Source organism: Mesorhizobium sp. M0139 (assembly GCF_040322455.1).
GTDB lineage: Bacteria > Pseudomonadota > Alphaproteobacteria > Rhizobiales > Rhizobiaceae > Mesorhizobium.
In genome coordinates, this window is record NZ_JAMYTN010000002.1 from 476,703 (window position 1) to 490,564 (window position 13,862).

Below are 13,862 nucleotides of genomic sequence, written 5' to 3' on the forward strand. Positions count from 1 at the left end.
CGCCTATCGTCAATCACGGAGCCCGAGACATGAGCATCGCCGAGTCAGCACCAGCAAACAGCGCGCGCATCCTCGTTTTCGCCGGCGGCATTGCCGGCGCGGCGGGCGTGGCGCTGTCGGCGGCTTCAGCGCATCTCGGCGGCGCGTTCGTCGGCACGGCCGCATCCTTCCTGCTCATGCATGCGCCGGTGTTTTTGGCCGTCGGCCTCGCCGGCGCAAACCGGATCTTGCGGATCGGCAGCCTGGTGCTGCTCGTCGGGCTTGTTCTGTTCTGCGGCGATCTGCTGGCACGGGATTTCGTGGGATCGCGGCTGTTCCCGATGTCGGCGCCGATCGGCGGCACCTTGCTCATCGCGGGCTGGCTGGTGATCGCGGCCTCGGCGCTCGTGCGGCAACGGTCCTGACGAGCCAAGAACCCTGCCCCATCAGATATCACACGAGGCTTAATCCTGCCGGTTTTGCGGCAGCAGGTCGCGGTTGCGCTTGGCAGACTTGGTCGGCCGCCGCCTTTCCGGCTGCTCCGTGGCAGGCGAGATACCCCAGTAGTTGCGATAAATGTCTTCGAACAGATGCTTCACGGGATGCATGTTCGTTCTCCTCTTCAAGAACTTGAATCGATCCAATCAGCTGGCACGAAAATGCCGGGGCCGATCAGTTGCGCTTGCGTTTCACAAGGTATTGCAGGTCACGCCTCCACGGCCCGACCTTGTCGCGGCGCTTGCGGGTGGCGGCGTCGGAGACTATGCCCCAATCATTGCCATAGATGTCTTCGAACAGATAATTCACGGGATGCATGGCACCCTCCTCTTGAATCGATCCATGTTGTACTTGGTGAATCCCTTGGATCGATTCAAATATAGACTCTCTCCGCCGTCCGATCAAGGGAAAATTTGAACCGATCCAACGAAAGTGCTAAACAGGCTCCGGTTCAGGAGACGAAAATGACGGCATTGACCTCCGGCAAGACGAGACCAGTGCGGCTTGCCGACATCGCCAAGGCGGCCGGGGTCTCGCACGGTACCGCGTCCAACGTGTTCGCTCGCCCGGAAATCGTGCGCGAAGAGGTCCGCGAGCGGGTCAAGGCGGCGGCGGAAGCGATGGGCTATGCCGGCCCGGATCCCAAGGGCCGGCTGCTGCGCGCCGGCAAGGTCAACGCCATCGGCGTGGCAACGGCAGAACCATTGTCCTATTTCTTCGACGATCCCTTTGCCCGCGTCATGATGGCCAGCATTTCGCAGGCCTGCGACGCCACCGGCGCCGGAATTTCGCTGGTCTCGGCCGCCAACAGCGAGCAGCTCGCCTGGAACATCCAGAGCGCCCTGGTCGACGGCTTCATCGTGTTCTGCATCGAGGGTGGGTCGCGGCTGGTCGAACTGGCGCGCGAACGCAAACTGCCTTTCGTGGCGCTTGATCTCGATTCGGAAAATGAGGCGGTCGCTGCGATCGGCGTCGACAACGTCGCCGGCGCGGGTCTGGCGGCGCGCCATCTGGCCGAGTTCGGCCATCGCAGCTTTGCCGTACTCGCCCTGGAATCTGCCGACGCTGGCTTTGGTCCCGTCACGCAGGAGCAAGTCGAGACGACATCCCTCTACTCGGGCACACGCGACCGTCTGCGTGGCTATTTCGGCGAGCTCTCCCGCTTCGGCATCGACGTCTCGCAAGTGCCAATCTACGAAACCCTCAATGACGAGGCGAGCGTTCGGGCCGGCCTCGATCATATTTTCGCGCTGCCGCAGACGCCGACGGCAATCCTGGCCATGTCGGACAAGATCGCGCTGCATGCGCTCGACTGGCTGCGCGAGCGTAACATTGCCGTGCCGGGCGATGTGTCAATCGTCGGCTTCGACGGCGTGCCGGAAGGCGCCGACTCCGAGCCGCCACTAACCACTGTCGCCCAGCCGATCGCCGAGATGGGCCGGCTGGCCGTCAAGGCGATCCTCGAAAATGACGGCTCGCAGCACCGGCAATTGCTGCCGGTCGATCTTGTGGTGCGGGGGTCGTCCGGCCCCTCGCCTGCTAGCTAGGCGGCTGATGTGGGATCATCGGCTTAGCCTTGGCATCGCGGGCATGCCGAAGGTCTGGTGAACGGCTGGCGCTTCTTTGCGAACCGGCTTTTTGCCCAAGCCGATGCCGGACAGCCACTCAAGATAGAAGGCGAGCGCGAATTGCATGGCGATGCCGGCCGAAATCAGCAAGACGTCATAGGCAAAGCCGCCCGGATTGATCAGCTTCATCACCTGCGCCGCCATGGCGATCAGCGTGCCGGCGAGGAACACCGGCAAGGAGCGCTTGCCGAGCAGGGCAAGCGGATGGTCCGGGCTGAGACGGAACAGGTTCGAGAAAGCCGGCAGGGCGACGATCAGATAGCTCACCGCCAATATGTGCAGGAGCCGCGGCAGCGACAGGAACGTCTTGTCGAAGCCGCCGATCACCACGGGCAGGTTAAACCACGTTATCTCGCCCCAGAGCGGGCTGTGCACCCAGACCGCCGCTGCCGCGACATAGGTCGCCGCGGCGCCCACCAGCCAACGATTGACGGGAATTGTGCCGCCGCGCCTGACATGCAGCATGCCGGCAAGGCCGATGTTGAACAGGAATTGCCAGGACAGCGGGTTGAGGAACCAGAAGCCGGGCTCGGGATAGTTCGGCGGCGCGATCTGCCAGAGGCCGGCGACGAGCCACAGCGCGCCGGAAAAGACCAGCGCCGGCAGCGGCCGGTAGCTGACGAAGAGCAGGAAGAGCGGCGCCATCAACAGCAGCGCCGCATAGACCGGCAGGATGTTGTTGTAGCCAAGCTGGTGGCCGAGCGTGACAATGCCGATCATGACCTCCGGCGTGTTCTTCATCAGCGGCTCGATGTTGATCAGCTTGAGCAGTTCCGGCCGCCGGCCGAACACCGCCGCGGCGCAGAACAACGCCATCACAACCATGGTGGTGACGATGTGGGCGCTGTAAAGCACGCCGGCCCGGCGCCACATCTTCAACATCGCCAGCAGCCGGCCGCCCGGCTGGAACTTGGTGCCATATGCGAGTGCGACCGACATGCCGGAAATCAGCACGAAGGCTTCCGCCGCGTCCGAGAATCCGAAATTCTTGTAGGTCAGCGTTTCGAAGACGGTGCCCGGCACGTGGTCGATATAGATGGTCAGGAGTGCGAGCGCACGGAACACGTCAATGCGCGTGTCGCGATCGGGGATACGCGGAGCGCGATCGGCGATACGCGGAGCGCGATCGGCGATACGCGGGGCGCGATCGGGCGGAACTGGCAGGGTCATCGACAAAAGGCCTCAAAGGAGAGCAAGGGTGCTCGCGTTGTTCATGCCGGGATGCGACCATCGGCGCACACCGCTTCGATTCCTCCCGCAGGGAGCATATCGGCGCAGAAACGGTCTGAAATGAGCCTGTTGCAATCACATTTCGCGGAGCGTGAAAATATTCCGTTTTGAAGCTGGCAAAGGACCAATGTCTCCGTGAAATCAATGAGATATGAGCGTGCATCGATATAGCGACGAGAACGCCTTTCTGCATCAGGATCTGGCGTTTCCCTACCGCCTCCTCAAGCCGGAGAATGCCGGCGGCGAGAGCCTGTTTTTACTGCACGGATCGGGTGTCGACGAAACGACGATGGTGCCGATTGCGAGGCAGATCGCCCCCAACGCCACGCTGGTCGCGGTGCGTGGCCGCATCCGCCAAGAAGACGGCTTCCGCTGGTTCGAGCGGATCACGCCGACCAGTTTCGAACAGGCGAGCATCCGTGCCGAAACATTGGCCTTTGCCGCCTTCGCAAGCGAGGCCGCAAAGCGCCACGGGCTCGACCTCGCCCGGGCGACTTTCCTCGGCTATTCCAACGGCGCCAATCTGGTTTCCAGCCTGATGCTGCTCAACTCCGGCCTCGTCCGAAAAGCGGCGTTGCTGAGAGCAATGCCCGTGCTTGACGATGCGCCGGCAACCAATCTGACCGGAACGCGCGTCCTGATTGTCGCCGGTGCCGCCGATGAGACCTACGGGCCGTTTGCGCCGCCACTGGTGAGGCTGCTCAACAAACATGGCGCCGAGGTCGATGCGCGCATCGTGCCTTCAGGTCACGAAATCGGCGACCCGGATGCCGCCATCGTCCGGCAATGGCTGGCGGGACCAGCATTGGTCGCACGCCAGGCAGGCTAAGAGACCTTGGTAGACCGCATCGGCGCCCGGCGGAACGGCTGAGCAGATGCTCGTCGCCTAGCCCTGTCCCATCCGGTTCCAGGCATCGAGCCCGGCGATCTTGTAGGCTTCGGCCAGCGTCGGATAGTTGAAGGTGTTGTTGACGAAGAAATCAACCGTGCCGCCGAGGTTGATCACCGCCTGGCCGATATGGATCAGTTCGGTGGCGCCTTCGCCGACGATGTGGGCGCCGAGCAGGCGGCGCGTTTCGACCGAGAACAGCAGTTTCAGAAAGCCGGAGTTGACGCCCATTATGTGGCCGCGCGAGGTTTCGCGGAACCGCGCCAGACCGACTTCATAAGCAGCGCCGCTCTCGCGCACCTGCTCCTCCGACTGACCAACGGTGGAGATTTCCGGCACGGCGTAGATGCCATAGGGGAAGGTTTCCGGCGGCGGTGGCAGTTGCACGCCGAAGGCGTGGCAGGCGGCCACCCTGCCCTGCTCCATCGATGTCGAGGCAAGGCTGGGGAAACCGATGACGTCGCCGGTGGCATAGATGTTGGGCGCACTGGTCTGGAAGGTCTGCGGATCGACCTTGATGCGGCCCCGGGAATCGGCCTCGATGCCGACCACGTCGAGGCCGAGGCTGCCGAGATTGCCGCTGCGGCCGGCGGCGTAAAGCACGATCTCGGAGCGGATGGTGCGGCCATCGGCGAGCGTCACTTCGGCATAGTCGGGTTTTGAGACGATTTCCTTGACCGTACTGCCGAGGCGAATGGTCATGCCGCGGTCGCGCATCTGGTGGATGAAGTCGTCGACGATCTCGCGGTCGACGAAATCGAGGATGGTGTTGCGCGGCTCCACCAGCGTCACCGGCACGTCGAGCGCCGAAAAGATCGTCGCATATTCAACGCCGATGACGCCGGCGCCGATCACCGTCAGCGTGCGCGGCAGATGGTCGAGTTCCAGCATCTCATCGCTGTCGAAGACGCGGATCTTGTCGAAAGGCACGTCGCGCGGCCGGTGCGGCCTGGTGCCGACCGCGATCAGCGCATTGGTGAAACCAACCTCCGAGTAGTCGCCATTGTCTGCCGTCAGGCTGACCTTGTTTGGGCCGACGAATTTCGCCATGGCGCGCACGCTTTTGACGGCGTTGCGCATAAACTGGTGCTGCAGCACCTCGACCTCGTGGTCGAGCGTCTTGTGCAGCCGCTCGACCAGGTCGGCGATGGAGATGTCCTGCTTGACCCGGTAGCCGCGGCCGTAAAAGCCCCGCTCGCGCCAGCCGGACAGGTTCAGCACCGTCTCGCGCAGCGTCTTCGACGGGATGGTGCCGGTGTGCACCGAGACGCCGCCGAGGCGCCGGCCCCTGTCGACCACCAGCACCGATTTGCCGAGCTTGGCCGATTGCACCGCGGCGCGGCGCCCGGAAGGGCCGCTGCCGATGACCAGCATGTCGTAATCCATGTAACCCCGTCCCCTCGGCGTCTTGTTGCGCCGCAGCAAGCTAACGCCATCCGTCCACCAAATTCAATCGGCTCAACCGCGTCACACTGCCGAGCCGGACCGATGGACGAACCGATCTTGATTCCGCCCGCGGTCTTCACCATTTCAGTGGCGGCGCACCCTAGCGTGGCGCCTGTTATGAGGACATGACATGAACGCGCGCGTACTTGACGGCGAAATCATCACCAGCAGGCTCGACGACGTCAGGGCCTATGACGGTGTGCGCACGCGGCGCATCCTGGCCTTCATCATCGACTATTGCATCGTGGCGCTGCTCACCATTCCGTTCGCGATCCTGGTGGCCGTGCTTGGCCTTTTGACATTCGGTCTTGGCTGGGCGCTGTATTCCATCCTCGTGCCGGCGGTCGCCATTCTCTACATCTGGAACACGCTGGGCGGTCGCAACCAGGCCACATCAGGCATGAAGATGATGGGCATTCGGCTCGATCGTCTCGACGGCAGCCGTATCGACGGCCTCACCGCCGTTGTCCATTCGGTGCTGTTCTGGGCGAGCACGGTCATCCTGACGCCGCTCGTCCTCCTGGTGACGCTGTTTTCCGATCGCAAGCGCACACTGCACGACCTGCTGCTTGGCACCGTCGTCAGCCGCAGCGACCGTTGAACCGGCGTTCAACCGACGCCAACAGGCATTTGTGCGCAAATGTGAAGGGGTCCGTTCAACCCCGCCTTCACAATCCTGTTGAATTTTTCGCCAGCCAAGCCAAAGGTAGAGCGATTCGCAGGAGTGTTCCCAAGGTTCGATGACGCACCATCCGACCCAGTCGCCGCAGTTCTTCCTGACCGCGCCATCGCCGTGTCCGTATCTTGAGGGCCAGTTCGAACGCAAGGTGTTCACGCATCTGGTCGGCGACAAGGCGCCGGAGATGAACGACCTGTTGACGCAAGGCGGTTTCCGGCGCTCGCAGAACATCGCTTACCGTCCCGCCTGCGAGACCTGCCGCGCCTGCGTCTCGGTGCGCATCCTGGCGCAGGAGTTCACCGCCAGCCGCAACATGAAGCGGGTGATCCAGCGCAATTCCGATCTCATCGGCGCCATGCACGACGCGCAGCCGTCGACCGAGCAGTATTCGCTGTTTCGCGGCTATCTCGACGCCCGCCACCGCCGCGGCGGCATGTCCGACATGACGGTGCTCGATTACGCCATGATGGTCGAGGATACCCATGTTGACACCAAGGTGATCGAATACCGGCGCCGCGGCCCCGACACATTTATCACCGGCAAGGGCCAGGGCGAGCTGATCGCCGTGGCGCTGACCGACAAGATGGCCGATGGCCTGTCGATGGTCTATTCCTACTTCAATCCCGAGTTCGAGGACCGCTCGCTCGGCACCTTCATGATCCTCGACCATATCGCCCGCGCCCGGGCCATGGGCTTGCCCCATGTCTATCTCGGCTACTGGGTCAACGGCTCGCGCAAGATGAACTATAAAATGCGCTTCATGCCGCAGGAGCATCTCGGCCCGAAGGGCTGGGAACGCTACGACCACGAAGCGGTCACGCGCTGATTTTTCTTCTTACCAGATCCTGATCTAAACATTTTCAGCCGAGACGATGCTGGTCTTCCGCCCGTTGGCGGGCGATTGCGCCGACCGGCATCTGCTCAACTCATTGCGAAAGCCGTTGCATGTCCTCTCACAATGCCCACACCAAAGGACTTCTGCTCACCGCGCTTGGCGGGCTGGCGCTGACCATCGACATTCCCCTGATCCGGCTCGCCCATGGCGAAGCCTGGACGATCCTTTTGCTGCGCACCGGCTGCACCTTCGTGGCAGGGCTGATCGTATGGGCCATCTGGCGCTCGTTCAGCAAGAATGCTCCGCAGCTGATACCCGGCTGGTCGGGGCTCGTGGTCGCCACACTCTACGGGCTCGGCGCAATCGCCTTCATCACCGCCGTCTACAACACCTCGACCGCCAATCTGGTTTTCATCCTGGCCTTCTCCACCATGTTCTCGGCGCTGCTGTCGTGGCTGTTTCTGAAGGAGCGACCGCAGCCGCTGACGGTTGCGGCAATGGCGCTGATGATCGTCGGCATCGCGATCATCGTCGGCGATTCCGTCGGCACGGGAAATCTGTTCGGCGATGTGATGGCGCTGTGTTCGGCCTTGGCGATTGCCTGCGCCATCACCGTTTCACGCGCCAGCGGCAGGGATATGGGATTCACCGCGCTGACCGGCGTCCTGCTGCCGTTCTGGCTGGCGGCGCTCATGGTCTCCAGGACCGGTTTCCAGGTGGAAGCGCCATGGTGGATCATTTTCAACGGCGCCGTCATCATGCCGTTCGCCTTCTTCTGCCTGGCCAACGGGCCGAAATACATTTCCGGCCCGGAAGTGGCGATGTTCTATCTCCTGGAAACGGTTTTGGCGCCGGTCTGGATATGGATGATCTTTGCCGAGACGCCGTCGCGCAACAGCTTGATCGGCGGCGTGATCCTGATCGTCACGCTGGTTGCCCATTCCCTGTGGCAGTTGCATGAAGGGCGCAAGCGCCGGGCAGCGCTCGCCGTCGCTTACCCAGCCTGACTTTTCTTCGCCGGGCCGGCGACAATCTCGATCTGCGGCGGCCCGCCTTCGAGCTCGGCCGCCGCGTCGGGAACGGTGTCTTCGGCCAGTTCCACCTCGCGCAGCCATTCGCGCCAGATCGCGACGAGCAGCGCCATCAGCACCGGGCCGATGAACAGGCCGAGAAAGCCCATTGTCTTTACGCCGCCGATCAGGCCGAAAAAGGTCGGCAGGAAGGGCAGCTTGATCGGCCCGCCGACCAGCTTCGGGCGCAAGGTCTTGTCGACGATGAACAGTTCCACTGCGCCCCAGATGAACAGCGCCAGACCCGCCATCGGCGAGCCGCTGGCGGCGAGGTAGATCGACACAAGCGTAAACGACAGCGGCGCGCCACCGGGGATCAGCGCCATCACGCCGGTCAATGCGCCCAGCGTCACCGGCGACGGCACCCCGGCCAGCCAGTAGGCGATGCCGAGCACCAGCCCCTCGCCGATGGCGATCACGGTCATGCCGGTAACGGTCGAGGAAATGGTCGCCGGCACGACGCGCGAAATCCGCTCCCAGCGCGTCGGCAGGATGCGTTCGCCGAGCCGGTCGATCTGGCTGGCAAAGTGTTCGCCGTCGCGGTAGGCGAAGAACAGCGCGATCATCATGAACAGCAGCGTCAGCAACAGGCCGAAGGCGCTGCCGCCGGCAGCCAGCACGCCGCGATAGATGCTGCCGATATTAGCGCCGCTGACCAGCTGGATCAGCTCGCCGATGCCGCCGGGATGGCCGAAATTGTCGATCCACTGTTCGTTCAGCCACTCGCCGACGACAGGCAGCGAGGTGATCCAGTGCGGTGTGACCGCGCCGTGCCTGTTGGTCTCGATCGCCCAGCCGACCCATTCGCGGACCTCGTTGATGGCGTAGGTGCCGGCGAGCGCTATCGGCACCACCAGGAAGGCGAGGATGAATAGGATGGCGAGCGTCGCGGCGACGGTGCGGTTACCGCCGACACCGGCAAGCAGCCGGCGGTAGAGCGGCCAGCTGGCAAAAGCAATGACGAGGGCTGCCAGCACGGGAAACAGGAACCCGTGGAAGAAATAAACGCCGGCGGCGACGATCAGCACCAACAGCCAGCGCGCCGCCGACAGCGGAGGAATGACAGCTGATCGCAACGGAGTCGACAGGCCGAACAGGCGCTGCTGACGCTCAGGCTTCTGGATCTTCGCTTCCTTCAAACGGTCAATTCTCCCCGGCCTAACAGCGTTTATGCACTGTTATAGTGCCGCAATCGTGACGATAGTCCAAATGGTTGGTGAAGCTGCCAATCTCCCCCCTTGTGGGGGAGATGTCCGGCAGGCCAGAGGGGGTCGCGAAGGATCGCCAGCCTGGCACCCGACATTGAAGACCCAAGAGTTGCGACCGAGTGGCGAGCCATGACCATTTGATGCGCTGGCGGGACAGCGCCCCCCTCTGGCCTGCCGGCCATCTCCCCCACTTGGGGGGAGATCAGCAGCTTCAACCAAATTTCCCGGTCCGCGGGAATCCCTTCGGCACCATGCGACCGGCCGACGCTCTCGCGCCGATCCATTCCGCCAGCTCCTCGCGCGACCTGACGAAGGTGCGGTCTGCGGAATCCTGCCACGACAGGCCGCTCGCCAGCGTGAAGGGTTTCAGGTCGAGCAGACCGCCATCCTTGTATTTCTGCAGGCGAACGCCCTTGCCGCGGCCCATCTCCGGAATTTCGGAGAGCGCAAACACCAGCATCTTGCGGTTCTCGCCGACAATGGCGAGATGATCGCCTGACACGGGGACGCAGGCCTTGGCCTCGTCGGGCGCCTTGACGTTCATCACCTGCTTGCCCTTTCGGGTGTTGGCGACGACCTCCTCCTCCGGCACGACGAAACCATTGGCATCGTAGGAGACGAGCAGCAGCTTGCGCTTCGGGTCGTGGACGAAAGCGGTGACGATGTCCTGGTCGTTGTCCATGTCGACGATGATGCGGATCGGTTCACCATGGCCGCGGCCGCCTGGCAGCCGGTCAGCGCCGATGGTGTAGAATTTGCCGCCGGTGGTGAAGACCAGGATCTTGTCGGTGGTCTGGGCATGGAAGGCGAGCTTGAGGCTGTCGCCTTCCTTGAAGGTGAGCGTGGAATGGTCGGCCAGATGGCCTTTCATCGCTCGCAGCCAGCCTTTTTCCGAGACCACCACGGTGACCGGCTCGCGCTCGATCATGGCGTGCGCAATGTCGGTCAGGTCATGCTCCGGCGCGTCGGCGAACTGGGTACGGCGCTTGCCGAGTTCGGTCTCGGGGCCGAACTTGTCGCGAACCTGCGTGACTTCCCATTTGATCGTCGACCATTGCTTGGCGTCGGATGCCAGCAATGCCTCGATCTGCTTCTTTTCGGTGGTGAGACCGTCGAACTCCTTGCGGATCTCGAACTCTTCCAGCTTGCGCAAGGCGCGCAGCCGCATGTTGAGGATGGCTTCGGCCTGGGTGTCGGTGAGCGACCAGCGGGCCATCATCACCTGCTTGGGCTCATCCTCCTCGCGGATGATCCTGATGACCTCGTCGATGTTCAAATAGGCGATCAGGTAGCCGGCAAGGATTTCCAGCCGCTTCTCGATCTCGCCAAGCCGATGCTTCGAGCGGCGGATCAGCACATCGCGGCGATGGTCGAGCCACTCCTTCAGCACGCCCTTCAGCGACAGGACGTTAGGCACCTTGCCCCGCGACAAAACGTTCATGTTGAGGGGAAAGCGGCTTTCAAGCTCGGTCAGCTTGAACAGCGATTCCATCAGAATGCCGGGATCTACTGAACGGCTCTTCGGCACCAGCACAATGCGGACGTCCTCGGCGCTTTCATCCCTGACATCCTCGAGCAGCGGCAATTTGCGCGCGATCAAAAGCTCGGCGATCTTTTCGATCAGCCTGGCCTTCTGGATGCCGTAGGGGATTTCGGTGACGACGATGCTCCAGGTGCCCCTGCCCTGGTCCTCCTGGCCCCATTTGGCGCGCACGCGAAAACCGCCGCGGCCGGTCTCATAGGCCTCCAGGATGGAAGCGCGGCTGTCGACGATGATGCCGCCGGTCGGGAAATCCGGTCCCTGGACGAACTCCATCAGCTTTGTCACCGGCGCGTCCGGTTGCTCGATCAGCTGCAGCGCTGCGTTGCAAAGCTCGGCGGCATTGTGCGGCGGGATGGACGTCGCCATGCCGACCGCAATGCCGGAGGAGCCGTTGGCGAGCAGATTCGGGAAGGCGCCGGGGAGCACCACTGGCTCCTCATCCTCCTCATTGTAGGTCGGCCGGAAATCGACGGCGTCCTCGGTGATGCCGGCAAGCAAATCGCTCGCCACCTCGGTCATGCGCGCCTCGGTATAGCGCATGGCGGCGGCGTTATCGCCGTCGATATTGCCGAAATTGCCCTGCCCGTCGACGAGGGGATAGCGCATGGAGAAATCCTGCGCCAGGCGCACCAGCGCGTCGTAGATCGACTGGTCGCCGTGCGGATGGAACTTGCCCATCACGTCGCCGACGATGCGGGCGCATTTGGCAAAGCCCTGGTCGGGGTTGAGCCTGAGCAGCCGCATGGCATGCATGATGCGGCGATGCACAGGCTTCAGCCCGTCTCGCACGTCAGGCAGCGCCCGGTGCATGATGGTCGAGAGCGCATAGGCGAGATAGCGCTCTTCCAGCGCCTTCTTCAGATCGACCGGTTCGATGTGGTCACCGCCGCCATTTTCAGGCGGCAAAATCCTTTTTCCCATGCGGCTGGACTAGCCGAGCGGGTGATTCGCGGCAAGGCGGGGCTGCGGAAATCCGCACTTTGCAGCCTTTGGGCTTACGAGGGCGGCTCAAGGTCCGACAATGGATGTGACGGACTTCATGTTCCCCCTTGCCGTCCCTGTGCAACAGCAACGGTAGCAGTGCTGTTGCCAACCAACATCAATCTGTTACACGCCCTCTCTAAGGCAGGAGACGGTACGCAGGGGAGCCCGACCTTCATGACATATTCACCGCATCGGGCGAAGGCTCCCGCTCCGATTTGCCTTTCGCCGTGATTTTCGACAAATCTGCGGGAAGGCGCCTTTTTCCCGTCCAGTTCGTCACGGAATGGTGATGGCGTAGAATTGAGAAAACACTTTTTTCAGGACTCTCTCAGGGAACTCGCGATGACAATCCAACGTTCGACACTCAAGAAACTTGCTTTTTCGACCTTTTTGCTGACGCTGCCGCTGAATGCCGCCTTTGCGCAAGACACGGCGGTTGCCGACCGACTGAAGGCCGCACTTGCCGTCCAGGGCGTCGATATCACCTGGACCGGCGTTACCGGCGACAATTCCAGCATGGTGCTGCAGGGCGTGTCGGTCAAACCGGCGGCCGAAAAGGAGGCGCTGCCGATCGGCGACGTCAAGCTCGAGGGCGTGACCGAAGCCAATGGCGGCTTCGATGTCGCGACCATCACGACTTCGGCCTTCGAGCACAGCAAGGACGGCGTCACGCTCAACCTCACCCCCTTCGTCATCCACGACGCCAACATCCCGGCTGAGGGCGCTACAGGCCCGCTCGGCTCGATGATGATCTACAAGTCGGCCGAACTCGAAAACCTGACGGTCAAGGTTGCCGACAAGACCGCCTTCTCGGTGGATGGGCTTGCTGTCCAGATCACGCCGCCGGCCGACGGCAAGGCGATGGAGTTTTCCGCCACCACGGAAAAGTTCAACGCCGACCTGACCCTGGTCGACGATGCGAAATCCAAGGAAGCCATCGAGGCCCTCGGCTACCAGAACATCTCGGGCAATATCGAAATCGGCGGCACCTGGCAGCCGAGCGACGGCAAGATGGACCTGTCGAAATACGACATCTCGGTCGAGAATGCCGGCACGCTCGGCATGACCTTCGGCCTCGGCGGCTACACGGTCGACTTCGTCAAGTCGCTGCAGGAGATGCAGAAGAAGATGGCGGCGCAGCCGGAAGGCGCCGACAATTCGGCGCAAGGCATGGCCCTGCTCGGACTATTGCAGCAGCTCTCCTTCAACAGCGCATCGATCCGCTTCGACGACGATTCGCTCACCGGCAAAGTGCTTGAGTATGTCGGCAAGCAGCAGGGCATGTCGGGCAAGGACATCGCCAACCAGGCCAAGGCGATCGTGCCGTTCGGCATGGCGCAGCTCAACAATCCCGAACTGACCGCCGAAGTGACGGCCGCGGTGAGCAAGTATCTCGACGATCCGAAGAGCCTCGAGATTTCGGCCGAGCCGCCCGCAGCGGTGCCGTTCGCGCTGATCATGGCCGGCGCCATGTCCAACCCGGCCGACCTGACCAAGACGCTGGGCGTCCACGTCAAGGCCAACGAAGACTGATCGAAGTTCGCCCCCTTCTCCCCGTCACTATACGGGGAGAAGGTGCCGGCAGGCGGATGAGGGGCGGCGCCAACGCCTGCAAATTGTAGTTCGATGCTGAACCGATTGTCAGAAGGCGCCAACTGCTAAGGCCGTTCGCCAATCGCCTGCATGCGTGCTGCCCCTCATTGTCCTGCCGATGTCCAGCCGATAGATGGGTAACACTTTGAACCGGATACATAGGTGACACTTCTCTCCCCCTATGTGTCCGCCGCAGCGCCAAGCGGATTGGTTGGCGCGGCGCTGCGGCGGACAAGCTTCATGTGCCGTGTGTCGATGATGCCGAGCGGGTGGGCATGGA

Annotated in this window: 13 protein-coding genes; 7 read left to right on the plus strand and 6 right to left on the minus strand. The window is 62.7% G+C overall.

Annotation, left to right across the window (positions count from 1 at the left end; genetic code table 11):
• The first annotated feature begins 29 nt into the window (after window positions 1-29).
• Window positions 30-404 carry a DUF423 domain-containing protein gene (locus NKJ58_RS04955; RefSeq protein ID WP_023673013.1) on the plus strand — a complete coding sequence of 125 codons (375 nt, stop codon included), beginning with the start codon at window positions 30-32 and terminating at the stop codon, window positions 402-404.
• A gap of 39 nt (window positions 405-443) precedes the next feature.
• Here NKJ58_RS04955 and NKJ58_RS04960 read toward each other — a convergent pair whose 3' ends face one another.
• Window positions 444-587 (minus strand): hypothetical protein, encoded by a 144-nt coding sequence (locus tag NKJ58_RS04960; protein WP_023673014.1) that lies wholly within the window; start codon window positions 585-587, stop codon window positions 444-446.
• Between the two features lie 64 nt (window positions 588-651).
• On the minus strand, window positions 652-795 hold the full coding sequence (locus NKJ58_RS04965) for a hypothetical protein (RefSeq protein ID WP_023700561.1): 144 nt from the start codon (window positions 793-795) through the stop codon (window positions 652-654).
• 146 nt (window positions 796-941) lie between these two features.
• On the opposite strand from NKJ58_RS04965, the gene NKJ58_RS04970 reads away from it, so the two are divergent.
• Window positions 942-2,024, plus strand: a complete 1,083-nt coding sequence (locus tag NKJ58_RS04970) for a LacI family DNA-binding transcriptional regulator (protein WP_023682412.1) — start codon at window positions 942-944, stop codon at window positions 2,022-2,024.
• Window positions 2,025-2,039: 15 nt separating this feature from the next.
• On the opposite strand, the gene NKJ58_RS04975 is transcribed toward NKJ58_RS04970, so the two are convergent.
• Window positions 2,040-3,275 (minus strand): OpgC family protein, encoded by a 1,236-nt coding sequence (locus NKJ58_RS04975; RefSeq protein WP_023700562.1) that lies wholly within the window; start codon window positions 3,273-3,275, stop codon window positions 2,040-2,042.
• A gap of 217 nt (window positions 3,276-3,492) precedes the next feature.
• On the opposite strand from NKJ58_RS04975, the gene NKJ58_RS04980 reads away from it, so the two are divergent.
• Window positions 3,493-4,164 (plus strand): alpha/beta hydrolase, encoded by a 672-nt coding sequence (locus NKJ58_RS04980; protein WP_352519968.1) that lies wholly within the window; start codon window positions 3,493-3,495, stop codon window positions 4,162-4,164.
• A 57-nt stretch (window positions 4,165-4,221) separates the two neighbouring features.
• Here the strand turns inward: NKJ58_RS04980 and sthA are convergent, their stop codons facing one another.
• Window positions 4,222-5,610: a Si-specific NAD(P)(+) transhydrogenase gene (sthA, locus tag NKJ58_RS04985; RefSeq protein WP_023682415.1), complete on the minus strand. Its 1,389-nt coding sequence runs from the start codon at window positions 5,608-5,610 to the stop codon at window positions 4,222-4,224.
• Window positions 5,611-5,800: 190 nt separating this feature from the next.
• Between sthA and NKJ58_RS04990 the strand changes: the two genes are divergently transcribed.
• From NKJ58_RS04990 to NKJ58_RS05000, 3 genes are all read left to right on the plus strand, one after another.
• Window positions 5,801-6,271, plus strand: a complete 471-nt coding sequence (locus NKJ58_RS04990; RefSeq protein ID WP_023673020.1) for an RDD family protein — start codon at window positions 5,801-5,803, stop codon at window positions 6,269-6,271.
• A gap of 139 nt (window positions 6,272-6,410) precedes the next feature.
• Complete coding sequence (locus NKJ58_RS04995) at window positions 6,411-7,175, plus strand: arginyltransferase (RefSeq protein WP_023682417.1); 765 nt, start codon at window positions 6,411-6,413, stop codon at window positions 7,173-7,175.
• Window positions 7,176-7,294: 119 nt separating this feature from the next.
• Window positions 7,295-8,191, plus strand: a complete 897-nt coding sequence (locus NKJ58_RS05000) for a DMT family transporter (protein ID WP_352852847.1) — start codon at window positions 7,295-7,297, stop codon at window positions 8,189-8,191.
• Here the strand turns inward: NKJ58_RS05000 and NKJ58_RS05005 are convergent.
• Together NKJ58_RS05005 and parC are read right to left on the minus strand one after the other, a co-directional pair.
• Window positions 8,179-9,393 (minus strand): AI-2E family transporter, encoded by a 1,215-nt coding sequence (locus tag NKJ58_RS05005; protein WP_023682419.1) that lies wholly within the window; start codon window positions 9,391-9,393, stop codon window positions 8,179-8,181. The two genes, NKJ58_RS05000 and NKJ58_RS05005, sit on opposite strands and share 13 nt — an antisense overlap.
• Before the next feature lie 280 nt (window positions 9,394-9,673).
• Window positions 9,674-11,926, minus strand: coding sequence for a DNA topoisomerase IV subunit A (parC, locus tag NKJ58_RS05010; protein ID WP_023694915.1), 2,253 nt, complete (start codon window positions 11,924-11,926; stop codon window positions 9,674-9,676).
• 405 nt (window positions 11,927-12,331) lie between these two features.
• Between parC and NKJ58_RS05015 the strand changes: the two genes are divergently transcribed.
• Entirely contained in the window at window positions 12,332-13,522 is a 1,191-nt protein-coding gene (locus NKJ58_RS05015) for an aq_1923 C-terminal domain (protein WP_023697470.1), read from the plus strand.
• Window positions 13,523-13,862 lie beyond the last annotated feature (340 nt).

Bases quoted from the DNA above. Each gene is read 5' to 3' on its own strand.
- NKJ58_RS04965 (WP_023700561.1), bottom strand. From the start codon at position 795: ATGCATCCCGTGAATTATCTGTTCGAAGACATCTATGGCAATGATTGG.
- NKJ58_RS04955 (WP_023673013.1), top strand. From the start codon at position 30: ATGAGCATCGCCGAGTCAGCACCAGCAAACAGCGCGCGCATCCTCGTT.
- NKJ58_RS04990 (WP_023673020.1), top strand. From the start codon at position 5,801: ATGAACGCGCGCGTACTTGACGGCGAAATCATCACCAGCAGGCTCGAC.
- NKJ58_RS04975 (WP_023700562.1), bottom strand. From the start codon at position 3,275: ATGACCCTGCCAGTTCCGCCCGATCGCGCCCCGCGTATCGCCGATCGC.
- NKJ58_RS04970 (WP_023682412.1), top strand. From the start codon at position 942: ATGACGGCATTGACCTCCGGCAAGACGAGACCAGTGCGGCTTGCCGAC.
- sthA (WP_023682415.1), bottom strand. From the start codon at position 5,610: ATGGATTACGACATGCTGGTCATCGGCAGCGGCCCTTCCGGGCGCCGC.
- NKJ58_RS05000 (WP_352852847.1), top strand. From the start codon at position 7,295: ATGTCCTCTCACAATGCCCACACCAAAGGACTTCTGCTCACCGCGCTT.
- NKJ58_RS04960 (WP_023673014.1), bottom strand. From the start codon at position 587: ATGCATCCCGTGAAGCATCTGTTCGAAGACATTTATCGCAACTACTGG.
- parC (WP_023694915.1), bottom strand. From the start codon at position 11,926: ATGGGAAAAAGGATTTTGCCGCCTGAAAATGGCGGCGGTGACCACATC.
- NKJ58_RS04995 (WP_023682417.1), top strand. From the start codon at position 6,411: ATGACGCACCATCCGACCCAGTCGCCGCAGTTCTTCCTGACCGCGCCA.
- NKJ58_RS05015 (WP_023697470.1), top strand. From the start codon at position 12,332: ATGACAATCCAACGTTCGACACTCAAGAAACTTGCTTTTTCGACCTTT.